This window comes from Microbacterium sp. (genome assembly GCF_003248605.1).
Lineage (GTDB): Bacteria > Actinomycetota > Actinomycetes > Actinomycetales > Microbacteriaceae > Microbacterium.
In genome coordinates this window covers 1-21,692 of record NZ_QFPF01000036.1, presented here as the reverse complement: position 1 = coordinate 21,692, position 21,692 = coordinate 1, and the positions used below count along the sequence as shown (strand labels likewise).

At 69.6% G+C, this 21,692-nt stretch carries 18 protein-coding genes and 1 pseudogene; 9 read left to right on the top strand and 10 right to left on the bottom strand.

Going from position 1 to position 21,692, the window contains the following annotated elements; all coding sequences use genetic code 11:
• On the bottom strand, positions 1-2,216 hold a 2,216-nt coding region (locus DI573_RS06915), incomplete at its 3' end, for a polyribonucleotide nucleotidyltransferase (protein ID WP_292812108.1).
• Positions 2,217-2,566: 350 nt separating this feature from the next.
• On the opposite strand from DI573_RS06915, the gene DI573_RS06910 reads away from it, so the two are divergent.
• Both DI573_RS06910 and DI573_RS06905 read left to right on the top strand, forming a co-directional pair.
• A complete protein-coding gene (locus DI573_RS06910; protein ID WP_292812107.1) occupies positions 2,567-2,752 on the top strand; it encodes a DUF5302 domain-containing protein in 186 nt (61 codons plus the stop codon).
• A 10-nt stretch (positions 2,753-2,762) separates the two neighbouring features.
• Positions 2,763-2,939, top strand: a complete 177-nt coding sequence (locus DI573_RS06905) for a hypothetical protein (RefSeq protein WP_292812106.1) — start codon at positions 2,763-2,765, stop codon at positions 2,937-2,939.
• Positions 2,940-2,960: 21 nt separating this feature from the next.
• On the opposite strand, the gene DI573_RS06900 is transcribed toward DI573_RS06905, so the two are convergent.
• Entirely contained in the window at positions 2,961-4,946 is a 1,986-nt protein-coding gene (locus tag DI573_RS06900; RefSeq protein WP_292812103.1) for a GDSL-type esterase/lipase family protein, read from the bottom strand.
• Positions 4,947-5,085: 139 nt separating this feature from the next.
• On the opposite strand from DI573_RS06900, the gene DI573_RS06895 reads away from it, so the two are divergent.
• On the top strand, positions 5,086-5,685 hold the full coding sequence (locus DI573_RS06895; RefSeq protein ID WP_292812101.1) for a VTT domain-containing protein: 600 nt from the start codon (positions 5,086-5,088) through the stop codon (positions 5,683-5,685).
• Between the two features lie 11 nt (positions 5,686-5,696).
• On the opposite strand, the gene DI573_RS06890 is transcribed toward DI573_RS06895, so the two are convergent.
• Positions 5,697-6,341: an FMN reductase gene (locus tag DI573_RS06890; RefSeq protein ID WP_292812099.1), complete on the bottom strand. Its 645-nt coding sequence runs from the start codon at positions 6,339-6,341 to the stop codon at positions 5,697-5,699.
• 1 nt (position 6,342) lies between these two features.
• Complete coding sequence (locus DI573_RS06885) at positions 6,343-7,584, bottom strand: LLM class flavin-dependent oxidoreductase (protein WP_292812128.1); 1,242 nt, start codon at positions 7,582-7,584, stop codon at positions 6,343-6,345.
• Between the two features lie 170 nt (positions 7,585-7,754).
• Here DI573_RS06885 and DI573_RS06880 point away from each other — a divergent pair, with 170 nt between their 5' ends.
• Positions 7,755-8,921 carry an acyltransferase family protein gene (locus tag DI573_RS06880; RefSeq protein WP_292812096.1) on the top strand — a complete coding sequence of 389 codons (1,167 nt, stop codon included), beginning with the start codon at positions 7,755-7,757 and terminating at the stop codon, positions 8,919-8,921.
• Positions 8,922-8,992: 71 nt separating this feature from the next.
• The gene (locus DI573_RS06875; RefSeq protein ID WP_292812094.1) at positions 8,993-10,003 is read left to right on the top strand and encodes a 2-oxoglutarate and iron-dependent oxygenase domain-containing protein; all 1,011 of its coding nucleotides are present in this window, start codon (positions 8,993-8,995) and stop codon (positions 10,001-10,003) included.
• A gap of 71 nt (positions 10,004-10,074) precedes the next feature.
• On the opposite strand, the gene rpsO is transcribed toward DI573_RS06875, so the two are convergent.
• The 4 genes from rpsO to DI573_RS06855 all read right to left on the bottom strand — a co-directional run bounded on the left by rpsO (position 10,075) and on the right by DI573_RS06855 (position 12,989).
• On the bottom strand, positions 10,075-10,344 hold the full coding sequence (gene rpsO / locus DI573_RS06870; RefSeq protein WP_036299063.1) for a 30S ribosomal protein S15: 270 nt from the start codon (positions 10,342-10,344) through the stop codon (positions 10,075-10,077).
• Between the two features lie 181 nt (positions 10,345-10,525).
• Positions 10,526-11,083, bottom strand: a complete 558-nt coding sequence (locus tag DI573_RS06865; RefSeq protein WP_292812089.1) for a YceI family protein — start codon at positions 11,081-11,083, stop codon at positions 10,526-10,528.
• A 148-nt stretch (positions 11,084-11,231) separates the two neighbouring features.
• Positions 11,232-11,600 (bottom strand): FKBP-type peptidyl-prolyl cis-trans isomerase, encoded by a 369-nt coding sequence (locus DI573_RS06860; protein WP_292812087.1) that lies wholly within the window; start codon positions 11,598-11,600, stop codon positions 11,232-11,234.
• Between the two features lie 156 nt (positions 11,601-11,756).
• Positions 11,757-12,989 carry a PrsW family glutamic-type intramembrane protease gene (locus DI573_RS06855; RefSeq protein WP_292812084.1) on the bottom strand — a complete coding sequence of 411 codons (1,233 nt, stop codon included), beginning with the start codon at positions 12,987-12,989 and terminating at the stop codon, positions 11,757-11,759.
• Positions 12,990-13,029: 40 nt separating this feature from the next.
• Between DI573_RS06855 and DI573_RS06850 the strand changes: the two genes are divergently transcribed.
• A complete protein-coding gene (locus tag DI573_RS06850; RefSeq protein ID WP_292812082.1) occupies positions 13,030-13,905 on the top strand; it encodes a fumarylacetoacetate hydrolase family protein in 876 nt (291 codons plus the stop codon).
• Positions 13,906-13,921: 16 nt separating this feature from the next.
• Here the strand turns inward: DI573_RS06850 and DI573_RS06845 are convergent, their stop codons facing one another.
• Together DI573_RS06845 and DI573_RS06840 are read right to left on the bottom strand one after the other, a co-directional pair.
• Positions 13,922-15,376 (bottom strand): aspartate ammonia-lyase, encoded by a 1,455-nt coding sequence (locus DI573_RS06845; protein ID WP_292812080.1) that lies wholly within the window; start codon positions 15,374-15,376, stop codon positions 13,922-13,924.
• A gap of 71 nt (positions 15,377-15,447) precedes the next feature.
• Positions 15,448-16,356, bottom strand: a complete 909-nt coding sequence (locus DI573_RS06840) for a metallophosphoesterase (protein ID WP_292812126.1) — start codon at positions 16,354-16,356, stop codon at positions 15,448-15,450.
• A 113-nt stretch (positions 16,357-16,469) separates the two neighbouring features.
• On the opposite strand from DI573_RS06840, the gene DI573_RS06835 reads away from it, so the two are divergent.
• The 3 genes and pseudogenes from DI573_RS06835 to DI573_RS06825 all read left to right on the top strand — a co-directional run.
• On the top strand, positions 16,470-18,056 hold the full coding sequence (locus DI573_RS06835) for a molybdopterin-dependent oxidoreductase (protein ID WP_292812077.1): 1,587 nt from the start codon (positions 16,470-16,472) through the stop codon (positions 18,054-18,056).
• A gap of 92 nt (positions 18,057-18,148) precedes the next feature.
• Entirely contained in the window at positions 18,149-19,762 is a 1,614-nt protein-coding gene (locus DI573_RS06830) for an MFS transporter (RefSeq protein ID WP_292812076.1), read from the top strand.
• Positions 19,763-19,861: 99 nt separating this feature from the next.
• Positions 19,862-21,692, top strand: a pseudogene (locus DI573_RS06825) (S9 family peptidase); the annotation flags it as partial.

The window sequence follows — 21,692 nt, the reverse complement described above, 5'->3', positions numbered from 1 at the left end:
TCGTCGAGCACGGGCTCGAGCGACAGCTTGCCGCGGTCGTCGATCTTCGTGATCTTCACGAGGATCTTCTGACCGACGCCGAGGACGTCCTCGACGTTCTCGACACGCTTGCCGCCGGCGAGCTTGCGGACCTCGCTGACGTGCAGGAGCCCGTCCTTGCCCGGAAGCAGCGAGATGAACGCACCGAACGTCGCGATCTTGACGACCGTGCCGAGGAACTGCTCACCCACCTCGGGGTTGGTCGGGTTGGCGATCGCGTTGACCTGCGCACGCGCCGCCTCGGCCGAGGGCCCATCGACCGCACCGATGTAGACGGTGCCGTCGTCCTCGATCGAGATCTGGGCGCCGGTCTCGTCCTGGATGGAGTTGATCGTCTTGCCCTTGGGTCCGATCAGCTCGCCGATCTTGTCGACGGGGATCTGCACGCTGATCACGCGGGGAGCCGTGGCGGCCATCTCGTCGGGGGCGTCGATCGTCGCGTTGATCAGCTCGAGGATCTGCATACGCGCATCCTTGGCCTGCTGCAGCGCGCCCGCGAGCACCGACGACGGAATGCCGTCGAGCTTCGTGTCGAGCTGGATCGCCGTGACGAACTCGCTCGTGCCGGCGACCTTGAAGTCCATGTCGCCGAGGGCGTCCTCGGCGCCGAGGATGTCGGTCAGCGCGGCGTAGCGCGTCTGTCCGTCGACCTCGTCGGAGACGAGACCCATCGCGATGCCCGCGACGGGCGCCTTCAGCGGCACACCCGCGTTGAGCAGGGCGAGCGTCGAGGCGCAGACCGAGCCCATCGAGGTCGACCCGTTGGAGCCGAGAGCCTCCGAGACCTGGCGGATCGCGTAGGGGAACTCCTCGCGGCCCGGCAGCACCGGGACGAGGGCGCGCTCGGCGAGGAAGCCGTGCCCGATCTCGCGACGCTTGGGGCTGCCCACACGACCGGTCTCACCGGTGGAGTAGGGCGGGAAGTTGTAGTGGTGCATGTACCGCTTGCTCGTCGTGGGCGAGAGCGAGTCGATCTGCTGCTCCATCTTGAGCATGTTCAGCGTGGTGACGCCCAGGATCTGGGTCTCACCGCGCTGGAAGATAGCCGACCCGTGCACGCGCGGGATGACGTCGACCTCGGCCTCGAGGGCACGGATGTCGGCGAGGCCACGACCGTCGATGCGCACACCCTCGGAGAGGATGCGGCCGCGGACGATCTTCTTCGTCACGGACTTGTAGGCCGCCGAGAACTCGAGCGTCGCGACGGCGGGCAGCTCGCCCGACTCGACGGCGGCGAGCAGCTGCGCCTTCACACGGTCCTTGACCGCGTCGTCGGCGTCCTGACGCTGCTGCTTATCGGCGATCTGGTAGATGCCGACGAGCTCGTCGTACGCGCGACCCGCGACGAAGTCGTAGGTCTCCTGGCTGTAGGGCAGGAAGACCGGGTAGTCGCGGATCTCCTTCGCGGCGCCGTCGGCGATGACCTGCTGCGCCTCGACGAGCTGCTTGATGAAGGGCTTGGAGGCCTCGAGGCCCGCGGCCACGACGTCTTCGCTGGGCTTGGTGGCGCCGCCCTTGATGAGGTTCCAGCTGTGCTCGGTGGCCTCGGCCTCGACCATCATGATCGCGACCTCGCCGTCGGGCAGCACGCGGCCGGCGACGATCAGGTCGAACACGGCCTCCTCGAGCTGCTCCGCCTTGGGGAACGCGACCCACTGGTCGGCGTTCTCGCCGTGACCCGGGATGAGCGCGAGACGCACACCGGCGATCGGGCCGGAGAAGGGCAGACCCGAGATCTGGGTGGATGCCGAGGCCGCGTTGATCGCGAGCGCGTCGTAGAACTCGCCGGGCGCGATGGAGAGCACCGTCACGACGATCTGGACCTCGTTGCGGAGGCCGTCGACGAACGACGGGCGCAGCGGGCGGTCGATCAGGCGGCAGACGAGGATCGCCTCGGTCGAGGGACGACCCTCACGACGGAAGAACGACCCCGGGATCTTGCCGGCGGCGTACGAGCGCTCCTCGACGTCGACCGTCAGCGGGAAGAAGTCGAAGCCCTCGCGGGGGCTCTTGCCGGCGCTCGTCGCCGACAGCAGCATCGTGTCGCCGTCGAGGTACGCGGCGACCGCGCCCTGCGCCTGCTGCGCGAGGCGACCGGTCTCGAAGCGGATGGTGCGGGTGCCGAAGCGTCCGTTGTCGAGAACGGCTTCGGCGGATGTGATTTCAGGACCTTCCAAGAGGTCTCTCCTTCTTTGTTTCGACTCGCCCGCCCGTGTGGCGCGCGAGTGTATACGAAGGAGCGGGAGTAGGCAGATATGAGCGCGCGAGACGCGGGGCGGCGTGCGCTTGCGCTGGCCACCAGTAGAAATCCACCCGGCGAGACCGACGAGGAGACCACCACAGGGGACCAGCTTCCTGCCGGCCTGCTCCTGAGACGCCGGCGGTGCCGGCGCATTGTGCAGTTGTGCGGTGGCGCGAAGCGATCCGCACAACCTTCGAAAGCCTACCAGCGCGAGGCGCAGGGAGCGGGATGCTGCGGCCCGGCGTCTCTCGCCAACTCTCGCCCCGCGTGCGTAGGCTGAGCCTCATGAGCACCGACGAGAAACCCCAGGACGCGGCATCCGACGACCTGAAGCGCAAGTTCAAGGAGGCGCTCGAGAAGAAGAACGCGCACCACCGATCGGGCGAGGCGCACCTGAACGGCGACTCCGCCGTTCAGGCCACCCACGGACCCGCGGGGGCCAAGCGCACCTTCCGGCGCAAGAGCGGATAGGAGTCAAGAGATGAGCGAAGATCGCCGTTCCCCTGGCGACGTGCCCGACGACGACCGCGAGGTCCCCCTCGAGGACGAGGCCGAATGGGACGGGCCCGACCCGACGATCGACCCGCGGGAGAGCATCGAGCTCGGAGAGAGCCTCGAAAGCGAGATCGACCAGTTCGAGCGCGGCTTCGAGGGATGACCGCCGGCCGGGCGGCGCACGTCAGAGCGAGTCGTGCGGCTCGGCGTCCCGCACCCTCGTCGACCGCGGTGGCAGCGCGATGAGGGCGTTGTGCTTGGGTCCGAGCCCGTCGCCGGCCGTGCGGCCGCGCAGCCGGCGCCAGACCCAGGGCAGCGCGTGCACCCGCAGCCACGACCCCTCCGGCGGGGCATCCTCGACAGCATGGAAGGCATCGTCCAGACCGCCGAGCGCGTCCGCATCGGGTACTCCGAGCACATCGGCCGCACGGTAGGCGAGCACCCGGTGCCCGCGAGCCGAGAGATGCACACGATCGTCCGCCCACGCCGAGGGATCGGCGAGCTCGGGCATGGCCTCGGCATCCAGCAGAAGGCACCCCGTCTCGCGTGAGATCCGGCGCAGCGCGGAGGAGTAACGAGCGAAACGCCGGACGAAGAGAACGGATGCGCGACGGCGCGGCAGCACCGGGGTGACCAGGAGCACCTGACTTCCCGCCGCACGCAGGGTGCGGACGGCCGAAGCCACCTCGGCCGCGAGCGCCGCGACGTCCGCCCTCGGCCCGACGAGATCGTTGGCGCCGATGAACACCGAGACCAGATCCGGCCGGAGCGCCAACGCCATCGGAAGCTGCTCGTCGACGAGGTCGCGCACCCGACGGCTGCGCACCGCGAGGTTGGCGTAAGCGAGCGGCGTGTCGCCCTCGCGCGCGTGCGCCAGCAGCTGCGCGAGACGGTCGGCCCATCCGCGATACTGCCCCGGCGGCATCCTCGACGTGTCGCACAGCCCCTCTGTGAGGGAGTCCCCCAGGGCGACGAAGCTCGCGCAGCGTCGACCGGACGACGGCGAGGGGGGCACGGGGAGCGCCGGCCGTTCGAGCCCGCGCCCGAGACGTGCGTCGTCGAGGGGTCGCAGCGCCCGCGCTTCGGCGTAGTGCCCGAGCAACTGATCGCCCAGTGCAGCCCAGGTGCGGCCCCGCACGCTCTCGCGCGCCGCGCGCGCGAACGCTGCGCGCTTCGCCTCGTCGCCGACCAGATCGGCGACGCGCGAGCGCAGATCGCCGAGGTCGCCCGGCCGGTAGAGCCAGCCGTCGATGCTGCTGCGCACGAGATCCAGGGGACCGCCGCGTCCCGTCGCCACGACCGGTACGCCGCTGGCGAGCGCCTCCTGAACGCCCTGGCAGAACGTCTCGTGCTCTCCCGGATGCACGAAGACGTCGAGCGACGCGAGCGCCCGCGCAAGCGCCTCGCCACCCAGGAATCCCGTGAACAGCGCGTCGGGCAGCAGCTCCTCCAGCCGGGCGCGCGCCGGCCCCTCCCCGATGACCACGAGCCGGACGCCGGGCAGATCGGCGAGCGCACGAAGATCCTCGACCTGCTTCTCGGCGGCGAGTCGACCGGCATAGCCCACCAGCATCCGTCCGCCTCCCGCGCGCGCACGCCACGGATCGTCGCGCCGCTCCGGGGTGAAGCGCTCCGCATCGACGCCGCGCGCCCACGTGCGGATGCGATCGACGCCGAGTCCCTCGAGCTGCGCACGCGCGGAGCTCGAGGGGGCGAGCGTCAGTGTCGCGCGGCGGTGCAGGCGGCCGACGTGGGCCCCCACGAAGGGGGCGGCGCCTGCCACACCGTACTTCTGCGCGTACGCCGTGACGTCGGTCTGGTAGACGGCGACCGAGGGCACCCGCAGGGCGTCCGCGGCCTGCACCCCCTGCCAGCCGAGCACGAAGGGCGAGGCGAGATGGATCACGTCCGGACCGAACTCCCGCAGAATGCGCGTGAGGGTCGCCGTGCGCGCGAAGACCACACGCACTTCGGGATATGAGGGAAGCGGCACCGATCGCAGCAGCGCCGAGCGGGCGCCGTGCAGGTCGGCATCGACCTCGCCCGCACGCGGCGCGATCACGAGCGTCTCGTGACCCTGTGCCCGCAGATGGCGCAGGACGTGGAGGACGGATCCCGTCACACCGTTCATGTGAGGGAGGAAGGACTCGGCCAGCAGCGCGACTCTCACAACTCCACGGTGACGCCTGTGCACGCCGCGCGCCCGCCGAATCGGCGTACGGCGCCGAGTGTTCACCGGATGCACGCCGGCACGTCACCGTCCGCGCGCCGTTCGGCGGCCGTTCACACGCGGGTGCTTGCCTCGTGACGTGATCAGCGACGCACTGACGACGGCGAGCGTCGAGCCGTGGATGCTGGGGCTGCTGTTCGCGCTCGTCCTGGCCGATTCGTTCCTCGTCGTCGTGCCCGGCGAGATCGCCGTGACGGCGCTCGGGGCGCTGTCGGTGACCGACGGCCGACCCGTCCTGTGGGCGGTCGTCGTGATCGCCGCGGCCGCCGCGTTCACGGGCGATGCCGCGTGTTATCTCGTCGGCCGACGCGTCGGCCTCGAGCGCTGGGGATGGATGCGAAGGCCGCGTACGGTCGCGGCCTTCGGCTGGGCGACACGCCGCTTGCACCGCAGCACGGCATCCATCCTCTTCACCGCTCGTTTCATCCCGTTCGCGCGCATCGCGGTGAACCTCACCGCCGGTGCGTCGCGGGTGGGCGCGCCGCGCTACCTCGCGGTCTCAGCCGGTGCCGCGACGGCCTGGGCCCTGTATCAGTCGCTCATCGGCGCCGCCGTGGCGACGCTGCTGCCGGGTGCGCCGGTGCTGGCGGTCGTCGTGTCGATCGCGCTCGCCCTCACTCTCGGAGTGATCGTCGATGTCCTGCTCGCGCGGCGTTTCGGCGCGGCGCCGCCGACCTGAGCGTCGGCGTCCTACTCCCCCGCCAGGCCGCCCAGCAGGTGCCCGAACGAACGCCCCTCGCCGAGGTAGGTCGCGGGATCGAAGGGGTCACCCGCACCCTGCACGCCGCGCCGCTCGATGGCATCGGCGAGCTCGCGGGCAGCCCGACCGATCCGCGCGCCGAGGGGCGCCACCTCGTCCGGTGTCGAACCCCAGTCGGCGGAGGCCGCGAACACGCCGGTGGGCACGGGATCGGCGTGCAGGTACGTGAACAGCGGACGGATGGCATAGTCGATCGCGAGCGAGTGTCGCGCGCTGCCCGCATTGGCGCCCAGCAGCACCGGGGTCCCCGCGAGCGCGTCCGGGTCGAGCACATCGACGAACGACTTGAACAGACCCGAGTAGCTCGTGGAGAAGATCGGCGTCACGGCGATGATCGCATCGGCCGAGACGACGGCGTTGATCGCGGACTCGAGCGCCGGAGGCGCGAATCCGGTGAGCAGATTGTTCGTGATGTCGTGCGCGTAGTCGCGAAGCTCGAACACGTCGACCGACGCGGCGATCTCGCGCTCCGAAAGCTCGCCGAGCACCGCCTGGGTCAGTCGATCGGCGAGCAATCGGGTCGTCGACGGGTTCGACAGACCGGCCGTCACGACGGCGATGCGCCGGGCGACCATCTCAGGCCCCCTTCCGCGTCGCGGCGGCGCCGAAGGCCGACCCCGCCAGCACGGGAGCCGCGGCGGCGTCCTGATACGGCGAGGGACCCGCGAGGTTGTCGCCCCGGTTGGCCCGCGGGCGGGCCTCACGCGCGGGTCCGTCGCCGTAGACCGCGCGCACGCGGGCCGCGTGCGTGGGACCGTCGGGCACCTCGGCCGGCCGGTTCTTCGCCAGCTCGCGACGCAGGACCGGCACGACCTCGCCGCCGAGGATGTCGAGCTGCTCGAGCACCGTCTTCAGCGGCAGGCCTGCGTGATCCATCAGGAACAGCTGGCGCTGGTAGTCGCCGAAGGTGTCGCGCATCGCGGCGTAGCGGTCGATGACCTGCTGCGGCGAGCCGACCGTGAGCGGCGTCATCTCGGCGAAGTCCTCGAGCGACGGTCCGTGTCCGTAGACGGGGGCGTTGTCGAAGTACGGGCGGAACCGGGCCACGGCATCCTGCGACTTCGCCGCCATGAACACCTGTCCGCCGAGCCCGACGATCGCCTGCTCGGGGGTGCCGTGGCCGTAGTGCGCGTACCGCTGACGGTAGAGGGCGATCAAGCGCTGGTAGTGCTCCTTGGGCCAGAAGATGTTGTTGGCGAAGAAGCCATCGCCGTAGTACGCGGCCTGTTCGGCGATCTCGGGGGTGCGGATCGAGCCGTGCCACACGAACGGCGCGATGCCGTCGAGCGGCCGCGGCGTCGAGGTGAACCCCTGGAGCGGGGTGCGGAATTTGCCCTCCCAGTCCACGACGTCCTCACGCCACAGCTTGTGCAGAAGCGCGTAGTTCTCGATGGCGAGCGGGAGCCCCTGGCGGATGTCCTGTCCGAACCACGGGTAGACGGGACCGGTGTTGCCGCGCCCGAGGGTGAGATCGACCCGGCCCCCCGAGAGATGCTGCAGCATCGCGTAGTCCTCGGCGATCTTCACCGGGTCGTTGGTCGTGATCAGCGTCGTCGCGGTCGACAGGATCAGGCGCTCCGTCTGAGCGGCGATGTAGGCCAGCGTCGTCGTGGGAGAAGAGGACCAGAAGGGCGGGTTGTGGTGCTCGCCGAGCGCGAAGACATCGAGCCCCACCGCTTCGGCGTGCGTGGCGACCGTCACCGCGTTGCGGATCTTCTCCGCCTCGCTCGGCGTCTTGCCGGTGGTGGGATCCTCGGTGATGTCGCTCACCGAGAAGATGCCGAACTGCACGGCCTGTGACGTGGTGTCGTTCACGATCTGCTCCGCTTCCTCCGCGCCGGGATCACCGTCGCGAGTGTCTATGCAAATGAATGTACCCGGTGAAACGTCCGCTCCCCCAGATTATTCCGCCCGGCTCGAGGCCGCGCCCCGCATCCGCCAGAGCAGGGGATGCCGCGCCGCGGTGCCGCGGTAGGGTGAGCACGCTCATGAGCCAGACCACTCCGCCCGGCCGGGCCGCGGCATCCGCCCCGCGCTCCTCCGACCCCGGGTCGCCCGCGACGGGGACGACGCCGCGCCCCAAGCGCCGCGTGCCGTTCTGGGACAATGCCCGCTTCGCGTGCATCGTCCTCGTGGTGCTCGGCCATGCCGTGCAGCGTCTGACCTACGACTCCGACATCGCCCTCGCCCTCTACCTCACGGTGTACGCGTTCCACATGCCCGCGTTCGCGATCATCTCGGGATACTTCTCGAAGGCGGGCACGCCGACCAGGCGGCAGATGGCGCGCGTGGTCACCGACATCCTGCTGCCCTACGTCATCTTCGAGGGCCTGTGGACCCTGACCAAGTGGATCGTCGAGGGGGACGGCGACCCCAACCTCAGCCAGCCGTCGTGGACACTGTGGTTCCTGCTCGCCCTCGGCATCTTCCGCCTCGTGCTGCCCTACCTCGCTCTGCTCCGATGGCCCCTGGTGTGGACCGTGCTCATCTCGGTCGGCGCCGGGTACGTGACGAACATCGACTCGACCTTCTCGCTCTCGCGCACGCTCGGCCTGCTGCCCTTCTTCGCCCTGGGGTGGTGGCTGAGCGAGCGGGACGTGGTGAACCGGTTGCGGCTGCTGGATCGCAGGCCCTGGTGGGTCACGGCGGCGGCGCTGGCTGTCCTCGGCGTCACGGGATGGGCGGCCTGGGCCTTCGTGGACGTGTGGGAGCGGATGAACCTGCGCACCTGGCTCTTCTACGACGACTCGTACGCCGCCCTCGGCGGCGATCAGTGGTGGGCCGGCGGCGTCCGACTGGCGCTCATGGCGATCGCCCTCGTGCTCAGCGTCGCGTTCTTCGCGCTCGTGCCGCTGAGGCACACCTGGTGGACCCATTTCGGCCAGTACACGATGTACGTCTATCTGCTGCATTCCTTCGTGCTCTATCCGTTCCGCGAGTCGGGCGTGCTGCGCGATCTCGAACCGACGTGGCTGTGGCTGCCTCTCGTGGTCGTGCTCGCCGTCGGCGTCGCGCTGGGCCTTGCCACACAGCCCGTGCGCCGTCTCTTCCGGCCGCTCGTCGAGCCCCGACCAACGTGGCTGTTCGCCGATCCCGCCCTCGCCGGCCGCGAGGGACGACGGTCGGACCCGACGGGGTCGCGCCGCCCGCGCTGATCACGCGCCCGCGTGGTAACGCGGGGCAACACGGCGTGACGACGCGCTCATCCTCCACCTACCCTGGCGGCATGAGTGAGCTGAACCTTCCGGTGCTCGATCTGTCGGCACTCGACCGGGGCGCAGAGGCGTCCGAGCGCTTTCGGCAGGAGCTGCGCGCCGCCACCCACGAGGTGGGATTCTTCTATCTCACCGGTACCGGCGTGACGGCCGACCTCGAGGCACGCCTGCACAGTGTCGCGCGGCGGTTCTTCGAGCTGCCCGAGGCTGACAAGCTGGCGATCGAGAACGTCCGAAGCCCGCACTTCCGGGGCTACACGAGGGTCGGCGGGGAGCGCACCCGGGGCGCGGTCGACTGGCGCGAGCAGATCGACATCGGCCCGGAACGCGAGGCGGTGCGGGATGCCGCGTCTCCCGATTTCGCGCGGCTCATCGGCCCGAACATGTGGCCCGACGCCCTCCCCGAACTGCGCGACGTGGTCGCCGAGTGGCACGATCACCTGGCCGGCGTGTCCCGCAAGCTGCTGCGCGCCTGGGCGCTCGCCCTCGGCGCACCCGAGGACTACTTCGCCGCGCCCTTCGGCGAGCCGTCCACGCTGATCAAGATCATCCGCTACCCCGGCACCGACGACCCCGAGCCCGCGCAGGGCGTCGGAGCCCACAAGGACTCGGGCGTGCTCACCCTGCTCTGGATCGAGCCCGGAAAGGGCGGCCTGCAGGTAGAGCGCGACGGGGTCTGGGTCGATGCGCCTCCCGTTCCCGGGGCCTTCGTCGTCAACATCGGCGAGATGCTCGAGTACGCCACGCAGGGCTACCTCACGGCCACCAATCACCGTGTGCTCTCACCGCGGTCGCCCGAAGACCGCATCTCGGTGCCGTTCTTCTTCAACCCCGCGCTCGATGCGACCCTGCCGCTGATCGAGCTGCCGCCGGAGCTGGCCGCCCGCGCCTCCGGGGTCTCCGACGACCCGTCGAATCCGATTCACGCCCTGTACGGCGAGAACGCCCTCAAGTCGCGGCTGCGCGCGCACCCCGACGTCGCCGAGCGCTGGCACGCGGATCTCCTGGCGGCGCGCGCCTGACACGAGGAAGGGCCGCCCCACACCTGGGACGGCCCTTCAAGAAGTTTCGTGCGATTGAACGCTGGCGCGACTTAGCGGCGCAGCCCCAGCTTCTCGATCAACGCGCGGTAGCGGTTGATGTCGATGTCCTGGAGGTAGCCGAGCAGACGACGGCGCTGACCGACCATCAGGAACAGACCACGACGCGAGTGGTGGTCGTGCTTGTGCTCCTTCAGGTGCTCTGTGAGGTCCTTGATGCGCTGCGTCAGCATCGCGACCTGCACCTCGGGGGATCCGGTGTCACCGGGGTGCGTCGCGTACTCTTCGATGATCGCCTTCTTGGCTTCGAATTCAAGCGGCATAGAGGGGATCCCCTTTCTCTTCATTGCGCGGCGCCCATCGCCTGATGCGTGAGCTCTCTTTATCCGCGGCCGATCGAACGGCAACCTGAAGAGTCTACAGGCAAACCGATCCGCGCGCGGACACGAGAAAGGGGTGGATGCGGCGACCCATCGGCCGCGACATCCACCCCTGCTCGCGATGTCAGGCCTGCAGCGAACCCTGCAGGTCGAGGGTGATCGTCACGTCCTTGCCGACGAGCACGCCGCCGGTCTCGAGCGCGGCGTTCCACGTCAGACCGAAGTCCTCGCGGTTGATGACGGTCTTGGCGCTGGCGCCGGCCTTGTAGTTGCCGTAGGGGTCGGTGCCGAATCCACCGAAGTCGAGCTCGAACGTGACGGTCTTGGTGATGCCGCGGATCGTGAGGTCGCCGTCGATGTAGAGGTCGTCACCCTCGATGCGGGCACCGGTGGAGCGGAAGTCCATCGTCGGGTAGGTCTCGGCATCGAAGAAGTCGGCCGAGCGCAGGTGCTGGTCGCGGTTCTCGTCCTTCGTGTCGATCGAGGCGACGTCGACGCTGGCGGTGACCTCGGCCTCGAGCGGGTTCTCGGGGGCGACGAGCGTGGCGCTCTTGACACCGAAGGTGCCGCGCACCTTCGAGATCATCATGTGGCGGACGCTGAAGGTGACCTCGCTGTGCGAAGGGTCGAGAACCCAGGTGCCGGGCTTGTAACCGGGAAGGTCGAGGGTGGTGGCGCTCATGCTGTCTCCTTGGGGATCGTGGGTGCCGTTTGCACGGCGTCTTTCGTCGTCAACCAGTATGCAGGTGCATGTATTCCGATGCGCGACGACGATGTGACGAAACGATGAACGACCCCGGCGCCGCCGGGGTCGTTCGATGCGGGGCGGGTCAGCCGACGGCGATGAGGTCGATCACGAAGATGAGCGTCTTGCCGCCGAGGAAGTGCCCACCCGGAGGGCCGTACGCGAGCGCCGGCGGGATGACCAACTCGCGACGCCCGCCGGCCTTCATGCCCGGAATGCCGTCCTGCCAGCCCTGGATCAGACCGCGCAGAGGGAACTGGATGCTCTCGCCCCGGTTCCAGGAGGAGTCGAACTCCTCGCCGGTCTCGTACTCCACTCCGACGTAGTGGACGGTGACGGTGTCGCCGGGCTTCGCCTCGGCGCCGGTGCCCTCGATCAGGTCCCTGACCACCAGTTCGGTCGGGGCGTCGCCGACGGGGGCGTCGATTTCGGGCTTGGTGCGCTCATCAGTCATGGTTCCATCCAACCCGAGCCGGACGCGGGCGTCAAAGCACGCCGGCGCGGCCGTCAAGAGGGGTTGACACCTGCGCGCGGCCCGGGCAACCTGGGTTCAGGCCGACTCAGCGCCCGGTTGACACGCAGGCATCGCCGCGGCACCGGGCGCTGAGTTTTAGAGTGCGAGCAGGGATTCCCGCGCCGCCGCCGTCCGCTGGAGCAGCACGCGCTCGTCTTCGACCGCGTGGGGATCCCGTCCCGAGATGGCCCGCTGACGGGCCGCCGCGAGCCCCGTCGCGTCGGCGATGAACTCTCGCATGATCGCCGTGCGATCCCCGCGCAGACCGCGCGCCCACGCCAGCCCCCGCTTGCGACCGGCGCCTGTGGCGAGCATGTCGACCTCCTGCGATGTGAACCAGCCCGCCGCGGCGTACTCCCCCAGTCGCTGGTGGGTCAGACGCGACTCCTGCCGTCGGAGCGCGACGATGCCCAGGATGAAGCCGACGAACAACGGCACCTGCAGGGTGAGGTAGAGCGCGAAGAAGTCGCCGAGCATCGCGGAGCCGTTCCAGAAGGCGTGCAGCAGGATCGCTCCGACGAGCCCCAGCATCCAGTACCCGAGCACTCCCCCGCGCGCGCCCCGGCGAGCGGCGAGGCCCAAGGCGAACCCGATGATCGCCGTGAACATGGCGTGGGCGAAGGGCGAGAGGATGCCGCGCACGAAGAAGGTGCCGGTGACATCCTCGATCCCTCCCTGCAGGAAGCTGATCGCGAAGTACTGGATGTTCTCGGTGAAGGCGAATCCCGCGCCCACCAGAGCGCCGTAGACGACTCCGTCGACCGGGCCGTCGAAGGCGCGCCGGGCGGTGGCGAAGATGATGAGCAGGCCGAGACCCTTGGCGACCTCTTCGACCACCGGCGCCTGCACGACGCTCGAGAAGAGCTCGCGCGCGAGGGTGTCGTCGCGGCCGATCAGGAACACGATGCCGAGGTCCACGAGCAGCGCGATCGCGACGGAGGCGACCGCGCCCCAGGCGACCGCGAGCACGAGGAGACTGCGTGGTTCGGGCTCCCAGCGGTCCACGAGGCGCACCGCGAGCAGCACCCCGACGAAGGGCACCAGCGCCAGCACGAGCCCGAGGATGGACGCCCCCGCCCCGAGAAAGGTGAGGAAGTAGCCCACGAGTCCCACGGAGACCAGGACGAGGGCACCGAGCAGCCAGAGGGAAGCGCTGCGCCCCCTGCGCGGCACCTCGGGCAGTTGCGGGAGCGTGTGCACCGTCGGAGGTGGCGGCGGGATGTAGGCGCCGGTCGCATGGGGAGGCTGATCGAGGGCCGATGAGAACGACGCGGACGGCACGCCGTCGCGGCGATCCTGTGGCGGCCAGGGGGGTGGGGCGTACGTCACAACCGTCAGCCTAAGCGCGCACGCCCGGTAGCGTGGAGACGTGCGTTTTGCCCACATCGTCGTATCCCCGTCCGCGCCTCCCGTTCTGGCGGTGGTCGTCGGCGACCACGCCGTTCCCGTGCCGGGACTGTTCGAGGGGGCGCCGCGCGATCTGCAGACGCTCGTCGAGGGCGGTGACGAGATGCTCGCCCGGGTGCGCGCGGCGAGCGAAGACCTGCCGACCACCGCCCCCCGGCATCCCCTCGCTGACGTCTCGTTCGCGTCCGCCGTCGACCGGCCGCCGCTGATCCTCGCGATCGGATTGAACTACTCTGCGCACTCGAGCGAGCTGGGTCTGAAGACCGACGCGGCGCCCACCGTCTTCTGCCTCTGGCCCAACTCCCTGACGGGCCACGAGGGCACCACCTCGTGGCCGCGCTCGCTCAGCGAGTCGGTCGACTACGAGGCCGAACTCGGCGTCATCATCGGGCGCCCCGCACACGATGTGTCTCCCGCCGACGCGCTCGATCACGTCTGGGGCTACACCGTCGTCAACGACATCACGGCCCGCGACATCCAGTTCTCGGAGGCGCAGTGGTCGCGATGCAAGTCGTTCGACGGCTTCACCCCCACGGGGCCGTTCGTGGTCACCGCCGACGAGATCCCCGACCCACAGGACTTGCACATCTGGGCAGTCGTCGACGGTCGGACGGTGCAAGATGCGACAACGGGCCAGATGGTGCGCTCGGTCGCCACGCTGATCGCTCACCTGTCGAGTTCGGCCACTCTGCTGCCCGGCACGCTCATCTCCACCGGCAGCCCCGGAGGGGCCGGATACTCCCGCGACCCGCAGATCTTCCTGCGCGACCGCTCGAGCGTCACCGTCGGCGTCGCCGGCATCGGTGAGCTGACGACGCACTGCCGCATCACGGACTGAGGCGGGATGCCGGGGGTCAGTGATCCTCGGGTGCCACCTGGATCGGGATGGCCGCGGTGATCGCCTCGAGTCCCGACAGGCGCGCCGGCGAGAGCTGTTTGGCGACGTCCTCGCGCGACATCAGACCCGCCTCGACGACGAGGTCACCGACGTTCCGCCCCGTCAGCAGCGCCGCTTTCGCCAGCGCCGCCGACGCCGCGTAGCCGATGAACGGCGTCAGCGCGGTGATGACACCCACGGAGGCGCCCACCATCGCCCCGAGTCGCTCGCGATTGGCGGTGATGCCGTCCACGCAGTTGACGCGAAGGGTGTACATCGCTTGACGCATCCAGGTGATCGACTGGAAGATCGAGTGGGCGATCACCGGCTCGAACGCGTTGAGCTGCAGCTGACCGGCCTCGACAGCCATGGTCACCGTGGTGTCGGCGCCGACGACCGCGAAGGCGACCTGGTTGACGACCTCGGGGATCACCGGATTGACCTTGCCGGGCATGATGCTGGAGCCCGCCTGACGCGCCGGCAGGTTGATCTCGCCGAGACCCGCCTGCGGTCCCGATGAGAGCAGGCGCAGATCGTTGCAGATCTTGGAGAGCTTGATCGCGTTGCGTTTGAGCGACGAGGAGAAGGACATGAACGCGCCGGTGTCGCTCGTGGACTCCACGAGGTCGGTGGCGGTTTCGAGGTCGAGGCCCGAGATGTCGCGCAGGTGATGCAGCACGGCCCTCGCGTAGGCGGGGTGCGTCGTGATTCCGGTGCCGATCGCCGTGGCGCCCATGTTGATCTCGGTCAGCAGGTAGGCGTTCTCTTTCAGCCGGTTCCAGTCCTCGCGAAGAGTGGTCGCGAAACCGTTGAACTCCTGCCCGAGGGTCATCGGCACGGCATCCTGCAACTGCGTGCGACCGACCTTCAGCACGTCGTGGAACTCGTGCGCCTTGGCCAGGAACGATCGACGGAGCAGATCGAGCTGCTCGAGCAGGGCACGCAGATCCAGGCTCAGCCCGACCTTGATGGCCGTGGGATACACGTCGTTGGTGGATTGGCTGCGGTTGGTGTGATCGATCGGCGACAGGAACGCGTAGTCGCCCTTCTCCCGGCCCGCCATCTCGAGCGCGATGTTGGTGATGACCTCGTTCGCGTTCATGTTGGTCGACGTGCCGGCGCCGCCCTGGATGACGCCGACGACGAACTGGTCGTGGAACTCGCCGTCGATCACCCGCTGCGCGGCGCCATCGATCAGGTCGGCTCGCTCGGCATCGAGCACACCGATCTCGCGATTCGCGCGGGCCGAGGCCTGCTTGACCATGGCGAGTGCGCGCACGAGGTCCGGATAGACCGAGATCGGCCGCTTGCTGATCGGGAAGTTCTCGAGCGCCCGGGCGGTGTGAATGCCCCAGTAGGCATCGTCGGGGATCTCGAGCGATCCCAGGGAGTCGGATTCGGAACGGGTGCGCGTCATTGCGTCGAGGGCCACGGGGTGTCCTTGTGGGTCGGTCACGGCGGGGATGGGATGCCACCGAGCCTACTCTCGCGGAGCCCGGCCGATCAGGATCGCGGCGGCTTGCGGGAGAAGCGCTCGAGTCGCTCCTCGGGGGTGATCGCAGACATCCGCTCGTACCATTCCGGCGAGAAGTAGTCGCCGGAATCGGCGCCCGCCACCGGCACGACGGAGTGAGTGATGGTGTGTTCGTAGACGTGCACGAGGTGGAACGACTGTCCGGCGTCCATGCCGTTGATGGATGTCGGGGGCCGGGCGATGTCCATGGTGTAGCAGGTGGCGGCCGAGACACTCACGGGCACGCCCGCGAACGTGCCGTGGGTGGAGTAATGCAGGTGCCCGGCGAGGATCGCGCGCACGTCGGAGCCCGCGATCGCCTCGGCCAGCAGATCTTGGCGGCGCAGTTCGAGGATGCCGAACAGCGGAACGTGGCTGGGCAGGGGCGGGTGATGCAGCGCGAGGATCGTGCCCATCGGGGCGGGCTGCGCGAGACGCCCGCGCAGCCACGAGAGCTGCGCGTCGTCGATGTCGCCGTGATGCCAGCCGGGCACGGTCGAATCGAGCGCGATCAGGCGCAGCCCGCCGAGATCCCACTCCCCCGTGATCGCCTGCTCCGTGGGCTCGAGCCCCAGCAAGTCGCGGCGCATCTCGGGGCGCTCGTCGTGATTGCCGGCGACCCACGCGACGGGGGCGCCGAGTCGCTCGGCGACGGGTTCGACCAGTTCGCGCAGACGCGCGTACGCGGAGGCCTCGCCGAGGTCGGTCAGATCTCCCGTGAAGACGAACGCGTCGGGACGAACGCCCAGCGATTCGACCCGCTCGAGCGTGCGCCGCAGATTGTCCTCGGTGTCGTATCGGTCACCGAGGCGCCTGTCGCCGGCCAGGAGATGGGTGTCGCTGAGGTGCAGCAGCGTGCGCGCGGCGGGAGGATGCTGCCCGAAGGCGGGCGCGGGCATGTTCACCCCGCAAGCCTACGGGCAGCCCTCGACGTGCCCGGCAATCCGCTGGCGGCTTCGCCGCGAACAACTCCCAGGCGGTCGGAGCGGCTGCGCAGGAGCGGAGGATCGGCATGGTCAGCACACTCAGCCGGCGCGGAAGCGTGATCTGGAGCGCGATCGCCGGCGTCGTCAGCGCTGCGGCCTTCCTCGCCGTCGCGGAGCTCGTCGCCCTCATCGTCGCCCGCGAGGGCAGCCCGATCCTCGCCGTCGGCTCCTTCGTGATCGACATCGTCCCGCAGCCCCTCAAAGAGCTCGCCATCTCGACCTTCGGCGCGTACGACAAGATCGCGCTGCTGATCGGACTCGCGCTCGCGGTGCTGGTCGCCTCGGCGATCGCCGGGATGCTGGAGCTCTGGCGCCCGTTCGCGGGCGTCGCCGCGATGGGGATCGCCGGTGTCCTCTCGATCGCCGCGATCGTGACGCGCGCTGGGGCCACGCCCCTTGCGGCGATTCCGCCGATCGTCGGAGCGGCTGCCGGTGGCGTGCTGATCTTCGTCCTCGTACGACGTGCGCGCGCGTGGCGCGAGGGGACCCGCACGGCAGCGGAAGCCGACACGGACAGCGTGGCCGCCGGCGGCACCACCGCGAATCCCGACCGTCGCGCCTTCTTCCGCCTGACGGCGATCGCCGCCGTCTCCGCGGCGGTGGTCGGGATCGGCGCACGGCTGGTGAACACCGCGACGTCCTCGATCGCGAATGTTCGCGAGGCGCTGCGACTGCCCAGCCCCCGGACCACGGTGACGATCCCCGCCGGCGCCGAGCTCGACATCCCGGGCCTGTCCGACCTCATCACCCCCAACGCCGACTTCTACCGCGTGGACACCGCGCTGACCGTGCCGTCGGTCGATCCGTCCGCGTGGCGGCTCGCGGTCACCGGGATGGTCGACGAACCGTTCGAGCTGAGCTTCGATGACCTCGTCGGGATGGGGCTGGATGAATACGCCATCACGCTGACCTGCGTGTCGAACGAGGTCGGCGGCGGCCTCGTCGGCAACGCGATCTGGCAGGGGATCCCCCTGCGCGATGTGCTGCGCCGTGCGGGAGTGCAGGAGGGCGCCGACATGGTGCTCTCCCGTTCGGTCGACGGATACACCGCGAGCACACCGCTCGAAACGCTCACCGACGAGGGCCGCGACGCGATCCTGGCCGTGGCGATGAACGGCGCGCCGCTGCCGCTCGAGCACGGGTTCCCGGTGCGCATGGTCGTCCCCGGGCTGTACGGATACGTCTCGGCGACCAAGTGGGTCACGGAGTTGAAGGTGACGACGTTCGCCGCGGACGAGGCCTACTGGACGCCCCGCGGATACAGCGCTCGCGCCCCCATCAAGATGTCCTCGCGCATCGACACTCCGCGCTCGGGAACCCCCGTCGCAGCCGGGCGGGTGCCGATCGCCGGCGTGGCGTGGGCGCAGACGACCGGGATCTCGCGCGTGGAGGTCAAGGTGGACGACGGCGACTGGATGCCCGCGACGCTGTCGACGCCGATCAACGCGGACACGTGGGTGCAGTGGTTCACCGAGTGGGACGCAACCCCCGGCACGCACTACGTGACCGTGCGCGCCGTCGACGCGAGCGGCGTGACGCAGATCGAGGATCGGGCACCGATCGCGCCCGACGGCTCATCCGGATGGCAGCGCACGTTGATCACCGTGAATTGATCCGGCCCACAGACTGGCGCGGCTCGCCCGGGGGGTATTGACTGAGCGGCAGCCGGCCCCTCCCGTGCAGCCGGCCGAAGGTCGGGCAGGGCATGAAGAAATGGTCCGTCGTCGTCATCCTCGGGTGCGCGCAGTTCGTGATGGTGCTGGATGGCACCGTGATGAACGTCTCGATCGCGACGGTGGTCGAGGACCTCGACAGCAGCGTCGCCTCCATGCAGGCCGCCATCACCTTCTACACGCTCACGATGGCGGCCTTCATGCTGCTCGGCGCCAAGCTGGGTGATGTGTGGGGCCGACGCCGTGCGCTCGTGATCGGCTCCATCATCTACGCGGTCGGCTCCCTCGTCACCGCGCTCAGTCCCACGATGGGCGTGCTGTTCCTCGGATGGTCGATCATCGAGGGGCTCGGGGCGGTTCTGGTCATCCCCGCGGTCGCGGCCCTCATCGCCGACAACTACACCGGTCGGGCGCGCATCACGGCGTTCGCGACGATCGGCGCCGTGTCCGGCGCCGCCGTGGCTGCCGGTCCCCTCATCGGCGGCGCCGTGACCACCTACGCGAACTGGCGGTACGTCTTCGTCGCCGAGGTCGTCATCATGGCCGTCGTCGTGCTGCTGGCCCGCAGCATCCCCCAGGCCGCGGCTCCGCGCGCGGTGCGGATCGATGCGCCGAGCGTGCTCGTGTCGGCGCTCGGCCTTGTCCTCCTCATCTTCGGGATGCTGCAGAGCAAGACCTGGGGCTGGATCATTCCCGCGCATCCACCGGTGATCGCCGGCGTCGCGGTCGCACCCCTCGGAGTCTCGCTCTCGGCCTGGTTCGTGGTCGCGGGTGCGGCACTGCTGTTCGTGTTCGTCGCTCGACAGCGGCGGCTCAGCGCCACCGGTCGCGACCCTCTCCTGCACGTGGAGCTGCTGCAGCTGCTGCAGCTGCGCAGCGGCCTCGGCGCGCTGGGGGGACAGTACGCGGTCACGGCCGGGTTGTTCTTCATGGTGCCGGTGTACCTGCAGATGACGCTGGGCCTCGACGCCCTCCAGACGGGCGTGCGCATCTTCCCGCTCTCGCTCTCGCTCATCCTCTTCTCGATCCTCGGCACGCGCCTGGCCACGACGTGGTCGCCGCGCAGGATCGTCCGCACGGGTCAGGTCGTCCTCGTGGCCAGCTGCGTCGTGCTGCTCTCCGCCATCGATCCGGAGTTGTCGGGGTTGCCCTTCGGGATCGGCATGTTCTGCGCGGGGGCGGCGCTCGGGCTCCTCGCCTCGCAGCTGGGCAATGTCAACATGTCGGCCGTGACCGAGAAGGACACGAGCGAAGTCGGGGGCATGCAGGGCGTCTTCCAGAACCTCGGGTCCTCGCTCGGCACGGCACTCATCGGGTCGGTGCTCATCGGCTCCCTCGCCACGTCGTTCGCGGCGGGTGTCGCCCAGTCGGCTCTCCCCGACGAGGTCCGGCAGACCGTGAGCGAACGGACGGCCGGCGGCGTCGAGATCCTCCCGGCCGCGAGCATCCCCGACATCGCGAAGGAGGCGGGCTTGAGCGATGCCGACGCGGTGCTCCTCGCCCGGGTCTACGCCGACTCGCAGCTCGCTTCGCTGCGCACGGCGTTCTTCGGTCTCATCGCGCTGGCGCTCTTTGCGCTGCTGTTCTCCCGCGGCATCCCGAACGACGTCTTGACCACCGCCGGTGCGCGCCGGCGCGCGTCTTGAACGCGCCCCGGGCAACCGCCTCATCGCCGCCGCCTGAGCACCGTGGGTCGGCGGGTCTGCTCGCTCGGATAGCGTGGATACGTGAGCATCGATGACGCCCTGACCCCGGCATCCCCCCGCCCCGCAGACCACGCTGGTGAGGCCGGCGCTCCCGTCGCCGCGCGCCGGCCGCAGCCGCGCGAGCACCACGGCGACAGCATCGACGACCCGTACGAGTGGATGCGGGCGAAAGACGATGCCGACGTCATCGCGCACCTCGAGGCAGAGAACGCGTATACCGAGGTCCGCACCGCGCACCTCGAGCGCCTGCGCGAGCGCATCTTCGACGAGATCAAGGGCCGCACACTCGAGACCGACCTTTCGGTGCCCTCGCGCCGCGGGGAGTGGTGGTACTACGGGCGCACGGTCGAGGGTAAGCAGTACGGCATCCAGTGCCGTGCACCCCTGGCCTCCCCCGATGACTGGACACCGCCCCAGCTGGAGCCCGGCGTCGACGTGCCCGGCGAGCAGGTCCTGCTCGATGCCAACGTTGAAGCCGAGGGACACGAGTTCTTCTCGCTCGGATCGTTCGATGTCAGCGACGACGGCCGCAGGATGCTGTACGGAGTCGACGTCACGGGAGACGAGCGGTACACCGTGCGCGTGCGCGATCTCGAGACCGGCGAACAGCTGAGCGACGAGATCTCCGGCACCGCGTCGGGCGCGGAGTTCTCGCCCGACGGCGCGACCATCGTCTACACCACCGTCGACGACGCGTGGCGTCCCGATACCCTCTGGGCCCACACCGTCGGCGCGCCCGTCGAGGACGACGTACGCATCTTCCACGAAGCCGACGAGCGGTACTGGCTGGGCGGTGGGTTCACCCGCAGCGAGAAGTACCTCGTCATCGGACTCGGGTCCTCCATCACCTCCGAGTACTGGCTCGTGCCCGCCGACGACCTCGGTGCGGCGCCGCGCGTCGTGTGGCCGCGGGTCGAGGGCGTGGAGTACTCCGTCGACCACGCCGTGATCGACGGAGAGGACACCCTCTACATCCTCCACAACGATCAGGCTCTGGATTTCGAACTCGTGCGGGTTCCGGCATCCGACCCCTCGGCGCCGCGCACGGTCGTCGTCGCCCACTCCCCCGGTGTCCGTCTGCTCGATGTGGACTGCTTCCGCGACTTCGCGACGATCGAGTACCGCCGGGGAGGTCTCGCGCGCACCGGACTGCTCGACTACGGCACGGGCGGCATCGAGGAGCTGGAGTTCGACGAACCGCTCTACACTGCGGGATTCGGCGGCAACCGGGAGTGGGCACCGCCGATCTCGCCGACCGCAGGCTGCTGCTGCGCAAGCGGCAGCCCGTGCTCGGCGGCTACAGCGCGCAGGACTACGCGCAGGCCCGCGTCTGGGCGACGGCCGCCGACGGTACGCAGGTGCCGATCTCCCTCGTGTGGAAGCGCTCGTTCGGTGAGGCGGGTGCGTCTGTCCGCGCACTTCACCTCTACGGCTACGGCTCGTACGAGCACTCGATCGAGCCCGGCTTCTCGGTGCCGCGCCTGTCGGAGCTCGACCGCGGCGTGATCTTCGCCGTCGCCCACGTGCGCGGCGGCGGCGAGATGGGCCGGCAGTGGTACGAGGAGGGCAAGCTCCTGCACAAGCGGAACACCTTCACGGACTTCGTCGCCTGCGCCCGGCACCTCGTCGCCGAGGGCACCACGACCCCGGCCCAGCTCGTCGCGGAGGGCGGCAGCGCGGGTGGTCTGCTGATGGGCGCGGTCGCCAACCTCGCCCCGGAGCTGTTCGCCGGGATCCTCGCGGGGGTGCCGTTCGTCGACGCGTTGACCACGATCCTCGACCCCTCGCTCCCCCTCACGGTGATCGAGTGGGACGAGTGGGGCGACCCGCTGCACGACCCGGAGGTGTACGCGTACATGAAGTCGTACAC